9 protein-coding genes are annotated in these 11,290 nt (G+C 57.7%); 7 read left to right on the top strand and 2 right to left on the bottom strand.

Going from position 1 to position 11,290, the window contains the following annotated elements; all coding sequences use genetic code 11:
* Window positions 1-30: 30 nt before the first annotated feature.
* The 6 genes from SD425_RS16145 (at window position 31) to SD425_RS16120 (ending at window position 8,340) form a co-directional block, all read left to right on the top strand.
* Window positions 31-1,620 (top strand): RagB/SusD family nutrient uptake outer membrane protein, encoded by a 1,590-nt coding sequence (locus tag SD425_RS16145; RefSeq protein ID WP_324670970.1) that lies wholly within the window; start codon window positions 31-33, stop codon window positions 1,618-1,620.
* 217 nt (window positions 1,621-1,837) lie between these two features.
* Complete coding sequence (locus tag SD425_RS16140) at window positions 1,838-2,920, top strand: phosphatidylinositol-specific phospholipase C1-like protein (protein WP_324670969.1); 1,083 nt, start codon at window positions 1,838-1,840, stop codon at window positions 2,918-2,920.
* Window positions 2,921-2,926: 6 nt separating this feature from the next.
* Window positions 2,927-4,360: a CehA/McbA family metallohydrolase gene (locus tag SD425_RS16135; RefSeq protein WP_324670968.1), complete on the top strand. Its 1,434-nt coding sequence runs from the start codon at window positions 2,927-2,929 to the stop codon at window positions 4,358-4,360.
* 243 nt (window positions 4,361-4,603) lie between these two features.
* Window positions 4,604-5,221 carry a GDSL-type esterase/lipase family protein gene (locus SD425_RS16130; RefSeq protein ID WP_324670967.1) on the top strand — a complete coding sequence of 206 codons (618 nt, stop codon included), beginning with the start codon at window positions 4,604-4,606 and terminating at the stop codon, window positions 5,219-5,221.
* A 21-nt stretch (window positions 5,222-5,242) separates the two neighbouring features.
* Window positions 5,243-6,001 carry an esterase family protein gene (locus SD425_RS16125; protein WP_324670966.1) on the top strand — a complete coding sequence of 253 codons (759 nt, stop codon included), beginning with the start codon at window positions 5,243-5,245 and terminating at the stop codon, window positions 5,999-6,001.
* Window positions 6,002-6,270: 269 nt separating this feature from the next.
* On the top strand, window positions 6,271-8,340 hold the full coding sequence (locus SD425_RS16120; protein ID WP_324670965.1) for a glycoside hydrolase domain-containing protein: 2,070 nt from the start codon (window positions 6,271-6,273) through the stop codon (window positions 8,338-8,340).
* Window positions 8,341-8,559: 219 nt separating this feature from the next.
* Here SD425_RS16120 and SD425_RS16115 read toward each other — a convergent pair whose 3' ends face one another.
* Window positions 8,560-9,156, bottom strand: a complete 597-nt coding sequence (locus SD425_RS16115; protein ID WP_324670964.1) for an FMN-dependent NADH-azoreductase — start codon at window positions 9,154-9,156, stop codon at window positions 8,560-8,562.
* A gap of 234 nt (window positions 9,157-9,390) precedes the next feature.
* Between SD425_RS16115 and SD425_RS16110 the strand changes: the two genes are divergently transcribed.
* A complete protein-coding gene (locus SD425_RS16110) occupies window positions 9,391-9,750 on the top strand; it encodes a helix-turn-helix domain-containing protein (RefSeq protein WP_324670963.1) in 360 nt (119 codons plus the stop codon).
* Window positions 9,751-9,898: 148 nt separating this feature from the next.
* On the opposite strand, the gene SD425_RS16105 is transcribed toward SD425_RS16110, so the two are convergent.
* Window positions 9,899-11,263, bottom strand: coding sequence for a S41 family peptidase (locus SD425_RS16105; RefSeq protein ID WP_324670962.1), 1,365 nt, complete (start codon window positions 11,261-11,263; stop codon window positions 9,899-9,901).
* Window positions 11,264-11,290: the final 27 nt, after the last annotated feature.

Genomic DNA, 11,290 nt, shown 5'->3' with positions numbered 1-11,290 from the left:
CCTAGCTTCTTGCTTGCTGAAAGTACTTGTATGAAAAATAAAGCATTACTGCTCATTAGTGGCCTGCTGGCCTTGTTCACCAGCTCCTGCGAACTAGATGTGCCCGTCGAGTCGCAATTTGTGGAGTCCAACTTCCCCAAAACCTTGTCCGATTACAACGCCTCGGTAGGAGCCATTTACGCCAACCTGTCGTCGAGCTACGCCGTGCCGTACTGGCGCATGCAGGAAATGTCGACCGACGCGGCCATCATCCCGGCCCGCGACGGCAACTTCGACGATGGCGGGCAGTACCGGCAGTTGCACTACCACACCTGGACGCCCGACCACCCCAACGTGCTCGGCATTTGGCAGTGGGCCTACAGCGGCATTCTGACCTGCAACCGCCTGCTGCCGATTACGAACAACTTCGGCTTCAACGCGACCGAACTGAACACCAAGTTGGCTGAAATCCGGGCCATGCGCGCCTTGTACTACTTCTTCCTGATGGACTTGTACGGCAACGTGCCCATCGTGACGGAGTACCCCGTGAACGACCCGCCGGCCACCCAACCTAGGTCGGAAGTGTACAAGTTCATCGAAACGGAACTGCTTGACGTAGTGAAGCAGCTGCCGGCCAAAACGAACTCACTCTCCACGAACACCCAGCAATACGGTCGCCCGACCAAGGGGATGGTGTTTGCGCTGCTGGCAAAGATGTACCTCAACTCGGAGGTGTACGTGGGCACACCGCGCTACCCCGACGTGGTGCGCATGGCCGACAGCGTGCAGACTAATCGCAACTACAGCCTCGATGCCAAGTACCGGGACATCTTCCTGCCCAACAACGGCCCGCAGATCAACGAGACAATTTTCGCCATTCCCTACGATCAGCAAATCCCTGGTAACCAGTTCACGCGCTTTGGCTTCTTCTACTATCTCACGCAGGCCTATGGCTTCAACGTGGGCCTGAGCATTGCCATGAGCACCACGCCCGAGTTCTACAACCGCTTCAATCTGCTGGGCGACTTCCGCACCAAAACGTGGCTAGCCGGCCCGCAGTTCGTGCCCGACGGCAACGGTGGCTTCACCAATACGCCGGTGTACTACCCCGGCACGACCACGCAAATCGTGATTGATCCGGTGCTGACGCTGGTGCCGCCCAAGCCCATGGACCTAGGCAACACCCTCACCAGCCAGTCGGAAGGTGTGCGCTCCATCAAGTACTATCCCGATCCGACTATCATCCAAGCTACCCGCCTGAATAGCAATGACGTACCCGTGTTCCGCCTCGCCGACGTGATGCTGATGAAAGCGGAAGCCATCCTGCGTGGTGCCTCCGCCACCTCCATCAACGGCGAGCTGCAAACGCCCTTGGTGCTAGTCAACAAAATCCGGGCGCGTTCCGGGGCCCAAACGGCTGGTTCCATCACCCTAAACGGCATCCCCGACGAGCGAGCCCGTGAGCTGTACTGGGAAGGGTGGCGCCGCAACGACCTGATCCGGTTCGGGCAGTTTGAGGTAGAATATCCACTGCCGAATGACAACCTGAAAATGGACAAGAGCACCTTCCGCCGCCTGTACCCGGTGCCCACCAACGAGCTGAAGCTCAACCCCAATCTGAAGCAGAACGAGGGATACTAAAAGCTAGGTCTAGGGTTCTCAACTCCCCTCCTTTTTTAAGGAGGGGTGCCCGAAGGGCGGGGTGGTTAAGGTCGTTGAACGATATCAGGGCTAAAACCTAGCTCTATTTTCTAGCTCTAACTGGACCACCCCAACCCCTCCTTAAAAAAGGAGGGGAGCTTAGCTTTAGTTTTCTAACCTTAGCTTTTTAGCTCTGGTATCAAATAACTCAGCCAACATGAAGGTCATTTCACTGTCCAGTCTTCTCCTGATTTCCTCCTTTCTGTCACCTGCTAAGGATGATGAGTTGCCGATCAACAAAATACAGGTGATTGGCTCGCACAACAGCTACAAGCAAGCCATTGACCCGAAGCTGTTTCGTATGCTCCAGAAGAATGACTCAGTGAGCATGAGCAAGATTGATTACAGCCATTTGTCGCTGAGCGAGCAGCTAGGTATGGGACTGTCCGCTCTGGAAATTGACGTGTATGCCGACCAGCAAGGCGGCAAATACGCCCACCCTAAAGGTCTAGACCTAGCTCCTGGCCAGCCGGCCTACGACACGGAAGGCGTGATGAAGCAGCCGGGCTTCAAGGTGTTCCACATTCAAGATATTGACTTCCGCAGCAACTGCCCTACGTTCAAAATGTGCTTGCAGGAGCTCAAGCGCTTTTCGGCAGCACACCCGGACCACCCGCCCGTGTTCATTACCATGAACGCCAAATCGGAGGCCATGAGCCGGCCGGGCTTTACGGTGCCGGAGCCCTTTACCGCCGCCGTATTCGACCAATTGGACAAGGAAATCATCGATAACCTAGGTCGGGAAAACATCATTACGCCCGATCAGGTGCGGGGAAAATACGAGACGCTGGAAAGCGCCGTGCTGCACCAGAATTGGCCAACGTTGAAGCAAGCGCGGGGCAAGTACATTTTTATTCTGGATGAAATAGGCGAGAAGCGCGCGACGTACATCGCCGGCCATCCTTCCTTGAAAGGCCGGGTGCTGTTCGCCGATGCCGAGCCGGGCACGCCCGAGGCCGCGATTCACATCATGAACAACGCCAAAAAGGACCTAGCTGCCATTCAGGCGCTAGTCCAAAAAGGCTACATCATCCGGACGCGGGCCGACAGCGATACGCAGGAAGCGCGCAAGAATGATAAGAGCAGCTTTGAAGCGGCTATGAAATCGGGTGCGCAGATCATCAGCACCGATTTTTACCAGAAGAGCACGCACTTCAAATCCGACTACGTCATCAGTTTCTCCGACGGCAAGTATTTCCGGCCCGATCCGGTATTTGCTAAGAATACAGCCGGCAAGTAGGAGAGCATGCGAGTTACGAAGCGTTTCCTGCTGTTGCTAGGTGTGCTGAGCTTCGCGCTAGCGCACCTAGCAACAGCTCAGTCTGTTACTAGTATCAGCAAGAAGGGGCACATCCCCGCGGATAGCCTGTTCAAGCTGGTGTACGTGCCCATCGACGTGCCGACGGGCATTGCGGAGCTGCGGGTGAAGGAAATCTACTCGCAGCAAGGAAAGAACGTTCTGAACCTAGGTATTTACGGGCCAGAGGGCTACCAGATGGGTAATACGGCGGGTTTCCGGGGCTGGTCGGGTGGGGCGAAGACGGAGTTCTTTCTCAATGCGCAGGAGGCCTCCACGGGGTACATACCCGGCAAGATCAAGCCCGGCCGCTGGCACATTCTAATTTATCCTTCCACGATTTTGCCGGAGGGAATTGACTGGGAGCTAGCCGTATCGCTAGTGCCCGGCCCCGATAAACCGGCATTCCAACTAATGCCCGCGCCGGCTTCGGTAAACAATCAACCCGGCTGGTACCGCGGCGATTTGCACATGCACACGCTGCACTCTGACGGCAAGCGCACCCCGCAAGAGCTAGTGAACGAAGCCGTGGCCCAAGGCCTAGACTTCATCGTCTCGACCGAGCACAACACTAACAGCGCCAACCTGAGCTGGGGCAAGTACGCGCCTAAGAACCTGCTCATTATTAACGGGGAGGAAGTGACCACCACGGCCTTCGGGCACTGGAATGCCATGGGCCTGTCGCCCACCACGCTCATCGAGTGGCGCTACACCTCCCAGGATAAAGCCGTAACAAAATACCTAGCCCAAGTGCACGCCGATAGCGGCCTGGCTATCATCAACCACGCTTTTTACACCAAGGAGTGCATCAACGGCTTCGGGTTTGATGTCAAGGACTTTGATGGCATCGAAGTCTGGAACGGTCAGTGGGATGCCCTCGACGAACTCGCGCTGAAGTGGTGGGACGACCTCTTGCGTGCCGGCACGGCTAAGCTGGCCGTGGCCGATAGTGACACGCACACAGCGGCGCCTTCTCCCAACCAGCTCGGTCGACCCCAAACCGTGGTGAAGGCTAAAAGCTTGTCGCGCAGCGGGATCATGCAAGGGTTGCGGAAGGGCAATGCCTACCTGAGTGCCGATAACAAGCTGAGGTTGACCCTAACGGCTACTGCCGGCGCCGCTACCGCCAACCTAGGTGACCGGCTGCCTGCTGTGGTTGGGAAAAAGGTCCAAGTAGCTTTTACCTTGCAGCAAATACCCGCTCAGGCAGTCGTGACGCTGCACGGGGAGAAGGGCGTTCTGTTCACGGAGCAAGCTGCCATCGGCAAAGCTGCCACTTGGCACTGGACCGTTCCGGCCGGTGCGACGAAGTACGTGCGGGTGGAAGTGCGCACGCCTCAGGGCGAGATGCTAGCCTTAACAAACCCGATCTGGTTGGGCTAGCCCTGGCTTAATGAATCGAGTATTCTATGCGGCGCACTCCCTTAAACCCACCACGGCTGTGCAACTCAGGGCCATAATGATCGTCCGTTAGCTCAAACGTCATCTACTCGTAATGATGGCGTAATGACGAAGCCCTTCTTTCCGGCCGACCTTTGCCGAAGAAGAAGGTTGCTTTGTCGCCGCCGAAAGATCTTCTTCCTGAGCCCGAGCGGCTAGCCGGCGCTCAGCGCTTTCCCAGAACAAATGCAGTGGTACCAAGACGATATCCGACGCCTGGAGCAGAAGCCAGCAACCAAGTCCGATCGGCCGAAAGTGGTGTTTTATGGCAGTTCCACCTTCACCCGCTGGGGGGAGGAACTGGAGCGGTGCTTCCCGCAGATTGAGGCCGTTAACCTAGGGTTTGGCGGGTCGACGTTGGCGGCCTGCGCCTGGTTTTTCGCCCGGGTTGTGCCGCGCCAACAACCCGATTACCTCTTCGTGTACGCCGGCGACAACGACCTGGGTGACGGCCGCAACCCCGAGGAAGTGGTGCTGTTTTTTGAGCAGCTGTTGGCGCGCGTGCAGGCAGCGCTAGGCAAAATCCCCGTGTGCTTTATTTCCATTAAGCCTAGCATCGCCCGCCAGCACCTGCGCGGCAACATCGAGTACGCCAACTACTGCATCGGGCAGTTGATCGAGCAGCAGGGCACCCCGCTCTATTACCTCGACCTCTACCACCACATGCTGGACGAACGAGGCCAGCCCCAATCCGCGCTCTTTGACCCCGATGGCTTGCACCTCTCGCCGCAAGGCTACGCGCTGTGGCAGCGAGAAATCGGGGCGCAGCTAGCGCGTATGCTGCCCCCGCCTGGGCAGACCTAGGCACCACTTTCCGGATCCGATATGCTCTCCACTTGTAGTTCGCCTACCCGTATGCACCGCGAGTACCACGAATGGTTCAGTTCGGCTTTGAATCGGCGCATGGAGCTGCTCGTCTTCGGGACGGCGGGTGCGCGGGTCTTGTTCTTTCCTACGCGGAAGGCGCATTTCTACGATTATGAGAACTGGGGCGTGGTGGAAGCTCTGCGGCCTAAGATCGAAAGCGGGTTCTTGCAGCTCTACTGCGTGGATAGCATCGACGCGGAAAGCCTGTATTGCAAAGCCAAGCACCCGGCCGAGCGGATTCAGCGCCACTTGCAGTACGAGCGCTACATTCTGGACGAGGTGCTGCCGTTCTCAAAAAGCCTCAACCCCAACATGTTTCTGATAGCTGCGGGCTGTAGCATGGGCGCTTTTCACGCCGTGAACCTAGCTTTTCGGCATCCGCAGCGCTTCGGCCGGGTAGTGGGCATGAGTGGCCGCTACGACCTGACCCAGTCCATGGCCACGTTCGCCGATTTATTCCAAGGCTATGTAGATGATGACGTGTACCTGAACACGCCCAACCGCTACATCCCGCAGCTCAGCGACGACTTCTACTTGCAGCACCTCCGCCGCCTAGATATCACCTTCGCTATCGGGGCGGAAGATGCGTTCTTGGCAGATAACTTCTTCCTGAGCCAGCAGCTCCAAACCAAGCATATCGACCATGAGCTGCATGTGTGGGAAGGGGAGGCTCATAACCCGGCAGCCTGGAAGCAAATGGTCAATTGGTACTTGTAGCTACCACAAGTGACAAAGAAGTTTAAAGCTAAAAGCTAAAGCTAGTTCCCCTCCTTTTTTAAGGAGGGGCTAGGGGTGGTTCCTTGTCGTTGAACAATGAGTAGAAGCTAGCTTTCTAGCCCTAGCCAGACCATCCTGAACCCCTCCTTAAAAAAGGAGGGGAACTAGCTACTAGCTTTAGCATTAGTCTGGCTGGTACTTGCTGGCACGGCCATCCACTTATCGTTGTCCTCCCTGCCCGTTCGACTCTCTTTTTACCCTGCCGTTTCATGCGCTATTTACTCCGGCTCTTTTTCCTGCTGATCTGTTTTCCTACCCTAGCTCAAACACCCACCCAGCAAGTCAATGTTTTTCTGGGGACGTCTGGTGACCACGGGCAGCTTTCGCCGGCGGCTTCTTACCCGTTCTCGATGCTCAGCCTGGGGCCGCAGACGTACCCCAACACGCACACCGGCTACGAGCACCTAGCCCGTACTTTCCTAGGGTTCACGCACACGCGCTTCGAAGGGGTGGGCTGCCAAGGCGCGGGCGGTAACCTGCTCGTAAAGCCTTGCCTAGGTCCTGACCCGCAACAAACGCAACTGCTCAAAAAGAGCGAACAAGCCGAACCTGGCTACTACAGTGTCACGTTTGCCAACGGCATAGGCGCCGAGCTAACCGTAGGCCAGCGCTTTGGCTTGCACCGCTACCACTTCCCCGCTGGCGCTGAGCGGACGCTGTACCTCGACCTAGCGCACTCCTTGGCCAACGGCTTTAAGCAGGAAGAACACGCCACGCAAGATGCTGCCCTCAGCGGCTGGATTGAAGCCGGCACGACGTGCAGCGCGGGTACGTACCGACTTTATTACTACCTCGAACTCAATCAGCCGGCGCAGTGGACGGCGGCCGGGGCGCACCAGTTGCTGGTCCGCCTGCCCGCCACAGGTGCCGCCGAGGTGGAGGTGCGCGTGGCTTTCTCCTCCGTGAGTGTTGCCGATGCGCAAGCTACGGTGCAGCGGCAGGCCCATACCTCGTTCGAGGAGGTGCGCCGGGCAGCCAGCCTAGCCTGGAATGCCCAGCTCGCTCGCGTGCAGGTGCAGGGCGAAGCGGACCGCCAAGGGCTGTTCTACTCGTTGCTCTACCGCACCTTGCAGTCGCCCTACCTCGTGTCGGAGCCAGACGGGCGGTACCGGGCCATCGATGGATCGCTGCAAAAGTCGAAGCGGCCGGTGTATAACGGATGGGCCATCTGGGACAACTACCACACGCAACTGCCGCTGTTCTCGCTGGCTTACCCCAACGAGTTTCAGGATATTGCGCCCTCGCTGGCCAACCTGTACCGCTACGGCAAAAAGAACTTTGCTACGCAGCACGAGCCTTCTCCCACGGTGCGCACCGAGCACGCCATTGTGGTGCTGCTGGACGCGGTGCGCAAAGGGTACGCCGTCGACCTGCGCGGCATTCGCGACTCGCTCATCAGCGAAGTCGAGCGGCTCGACTACTCCCACCCCGACAAGGCGCTAGAGTCGTCGTACGACGCATGGGCGCTGTCCGAAATCCTAGGTATTCTGAAGGACAAATCCTTGAGCGCCAAGTACCGGCAAAAGGCGTTGCAGTACCAAGACTACTGGCGCAAGGACTTTCAGGACATGACGCGCCCCGACGTGGACCGCCTGCCAACTCGGGGGCTGTACCAGGGCACCATCTGGCAGTACCGCTGGAATGTGCCCTTCGACATCAAGGGCTTGCAGCAAATGATGGGCGGTGAGGAGGCGTTTCGTCAACAGCTCGACGCGTTTTTTGCCGGCGACTACTACAACCACGCCAACGAAACGGACCTGCAAGCCCCCACGCTCTATAACGCTACGCAGCAGCCGTGGAAGTCGCAGGCACTCATGCACCAACTCGCCGCCGACACGGTGGTGCAGCACTACTTCAACGATAACAGCCGCGGCATCGACCCCTACATCGGGCGCATCTACCAGAACCAGCCCCAAGCTTACCTGCGCACCATGGACGACGATGCAGGCGCCATGTCGGCGTGGTACGTGCTAACGGCTTGCGGCCTGATGCCGGCCTGCGTGGGCCAACCTGTGTACTACCTGAACCTGCCCTTGTTCCGGCAGATCAAGCTACAAGTAGCGGCAAAGCAGCCCCTGGTCATCGAGGTGGAAAACTACGCGCCGGCCCGCCGCTACATCCAAGCCGCTCGCCTGAATGGCAAGCCTCTGAACCGCAACTGGCTCACGCACCAAGAGCTGGCGGCTGGTGGCACGCTGGTATTCGTGGCCGCCGACGAGCCTAACCGCACGTGGGGCACGCAGCAGCCGTGGATTGCCACGGGGCAGGCAGAAAAATAAGGAGCAAGCAGTAGACACGCGGGCGGTATTATGGGCGCTGTCAAGGCATCGGCCAACGATTTGCGCTAGTTGTTTGCACCTCCATAACACCTGAACTTATGAGGGCAGTAGTGGCCTCTTAATAGAACGAATTGGTCCCAGCCATTGCTCCGGTTGAGAGAGCAACGACTGGGACCAATTATTGGCAGAACGCTTCTTCAGCGCTGCTTTATTGCTCCTTTATACGGCTACGCTGTCAATGCCCTTTTGCAAGGCAGTAGGTTGAAACTCGGGCAGCTTAACCCCTTCGGCCCTGGCCACGGTTACGTCGGTCAGACCAAGGAAGGCGAGCATCCAGCGCAGGTAAGGTGTGGCAAAATCATAAGGTTGCATCGGCCCTTCGGAGTAGATGCCGCCGCTGGCCAGGGCTAGGTATACCTTCTTGCCTTTGATAAGCCCCTCCGGGCCGGTGGGCGTGTAGCGGAAGGTGATGTTCGCCCGCGTGAGATGGTCGAGCCACGACTTGAGCGAGGAGGCAATGCTGAAGTTGTAGAACGGTACTCCAATGACCAGAACATCAGCGGCCATGACTTGTGCAATGGCCTCGTCGGAGTGACGCACGGCTTCCTGTTGCTCGGGCGAGCGGCCCTCGGCGGGCGTGAAGTAGGCTTGGAGGTGCGCCTCTTCAAGGTGTGGGAATGGGGCCTTGGCCACGTCGCGCACGACGACACTGCTGCCGGGCTGGGCGGCCAACAGCTTGTCGATGATGCCCTGGCTGAGTTGCGTGCTGTACGACTCAGCACCACGGGCGCTGGAAATGATTTGCAGAATCTGCATAAAAAAGGGAGTAAAAGAGGTGATACACTGCGAGCTAGCTGCCCGTGGCCTACCGACCACGAACGACTGCCCACCCACTGAGTAGCCAAGCGTGTAGTTTGGTACTCAGATTACCTCAAGTAATCAGTCAAACGTTTGTTTGTACCTTGCCGCCACTTCAGATTACGCCCTGGTAGCCTGATTACCAGCAGGTAATCAGACCTAGTAATGCCTTGTAACCTTCCCTCTACTTCCATGACTAAACCCGAAATCTCTGAATGTGTCCAAACGATGCAGGCCTTGCGCAACGCGCTGCTGGTCGTGAATGGCAAGTGGAAGCTGCAAATCATTGTGGCGCTCAATGCCGGCACCCGGCATTTCCGCGGCTTGGAGCGCAGCGTGCCGGGTATCTCCACCAAAGTGCTGGCCAAGGAGTTGAAGGATTTAGAAGCTCACCAGTTCATTGCTCGCACGGTGCACCCCGGTCCGCCGGTGCTGGTCGAATACCACGCGCTACCCTATGCGCGCACGCTCGACCCCGTCATTGAGGTCCTGAAAGCGTGGGGCCTGCAGCATCAGCAGCGCTTAGAAGCGGGCAATGCGGTGTCGGTGTAGGGATGCCGTTCTGGCGCCCATTAGGCGCTTTTAAGCAAATGAGCAGTCTTATTCAAGTATTTTGTTGTTTCCTAAGCAACGCTCAATGCACCTGCAAGTGTCTAGCTAACAGGCACTAGAGTAGCCTAAGCAACCTAGGTTTACACTACTAGTGAATTTCGTGTAGGGCTGATTCCAACACGGTATCACGCCCAGCGCGCACATCGCTGATGGTAGGATGCACCACGCGCTGGGGTTGCACGCCTACCCCGACGAACTCCTTCCCGTCAGGGTAGGTGTCGCGCTTGGTGCACACACGGGCTGAGCCGCCACCGGGCAAGCTAAAGGACAATGGCTGACCGGTGCTGCCGCCCGTAGGCTCGCCGATGATGAGGCCACGCTTCGCGTAATCGAAGGCCACGGCAAAGTCCTCGGCGGCCGAGAACGTGCGGGCGCTAGTCAGCACCACTACTTTTCCGGCGTAGGGAGTGGCACCCTGGGGTGATACGGGCGCTTCGGCTTCCCCGTACCATAGCTCGGGCAGTTCCCAAGGTCGGTACGAAGGCCGATAGTCGCGAGTGTGCCACACGGTGGTTTGGAAAGGCTTGTCGAGCAAATACTTCAGAATACTAAAGCCGATGTCGCTGTTGCCGCCGCCATTGCGGCGCACATCGAGGATAAGGGCTTTGGTTTGTTTTAGTTGTGGGTAGGCATCCGCGAACTGGGTCAGCAAGGCCTTGTCGGCAAAAGAGTTGAGTGCTACGTAGCCAATGTTGCCCTTCAGAACCTTGACTTCTAACAGCGGCGGCTGGTTGCTCTGGGCATCCGAGTAGCCGCTGCGGGCTAGGGTTCGGGTAAACTGGCGGCCTTTCGCATCTTGCAATGACAGCGTGACGGGCTGGTTGGCGGCACCCGCTAAAAGGCGCGCGGAATAGGTCCGCATCTCGCGGTCTTGCGACGTAGAAGCGCTTTGGTAAGGCGCTATCCGCTGCTGAGCGTATGTTCGTACAGGCACGCCATCGATGGCTAGCACTTCTACCCCTGGTACCACGCCCTGTTGGCGCAAGCTAGGGCTACGGACCTCAGTTAGAACTACTTTGCCTTCAATAAGGGCCGTACGAACGGGTGGTGCTTCGAAGGCTTCCGCAAAAAGCTCCTCGGGCGGGTACACATTGCTATGCCCATCGTGAAGCTGAGCGCACATTTCCTGCAACACTTCATAATAGCGCAGCATGGAAGTGGTAGCGCGCACCTTGGGCAGGTAAGCTAGATAAAGACTATCCCATGAGAGGGTCGGAACCTTGTCGAAGAAGGCAAAATTGTACTTGGCCTCTGCCCAAAACTTCGACAAGCCAGCTACTTTCTCGTCTTCGCTCAGGTTGGTTTTGTAAGGCGTGTTCCACGCCTTGCTGTTGAAGAGCTTTTCATCGGCTTTCGCCTGAGCCGGAGTAGGTTGGGCGAATAAGGGCTGTGGCGCTTGGGCGTGCGATAGGTAGGACAAGGCTAGCAAAGGCAGCAAAGCAAGAGGCTTCATAGCAAAAAGAACGTCTGAGAGGAGCTA

It is taken from the genome of Hymenobacter sp. GOD-10R (genome assembly GCF_035609205.1).
In the GTDB taxonomy this organism is placed as follows: domain Bacteria; phylum Bacteroidota; class Bacteroidia; order Cytophagales; family Hymenobacteraceae; genus Hymenobacter.
This window is presented reverse-complemented; position numbering and strand designations above follow the sequence as displayed.

Bases quoted from the DNA above. Each gene is read 5' to 3' on its own strand.
- SD425_RS16110 (WP_324670963.1), top strand. From the start codon at position 9,391: ATGACTAAACCCGAAATCTCTGAATGTGTCCAAACGATGCAGGCCTTG.
- SD425_RS16125 (WP_324670966.1), top strand. From the start codon at position 5,243: ATGCTCTCCACTTGTAGTTCGCCTACCCGTATGCACCGCGAGTACCAC.
- SD425_RS16115 (WP_324670964.1), bottom strand. From the start codon at position 9,156: ATGCAGATTCTGCAAATCATTTCCAGCGCCCGTGGTGCTGAGTCGTAC.
- SD425_RS16135 (WP_324670968.1), top strand. From the start codon at position 2,927: ATGCGAGTTACGAAGCGTTTCCTGCTGTTGCTAGGTGTGCTGAGCTTC.
- SD425_RS16130 (WP_324670967.1), top strand. From the start codon at position 4,604: ATGCAGTGGTACCAAGACGATATCCGACGCCTGGAGCAGAAGCCAGCA.
- SD425_RS16120 (WP_324670965.1), top strand. From the start codon at position 6,271: ATGCGCTATTTACTCCGGCTCTTTTTCCTGCTGATCTGTTTTCCTACC.
- SD425_RS16145 (WP_324670970.1), top strand. From the start codon at position 31: ATGAAAAATAAAGCATTACTGCTCATTAGTGGCCTGCTGGCCTTGTTC.
- SD425_RS16140 (WP_324670969.1), top strand. From the start codon at position 1,838: ATGAAGGTCATTTCACTGTCCAGTCTTCTCCTGATTTCCTCCTTTCTG.
- SD425_RS16105 (WP_324670962.1), bottom strand. From the start codon at position 11,263: ATGAAGCCTCTTGCTTTGCTGCCTTTGCTAGCCTTGTCCTACCTATCG.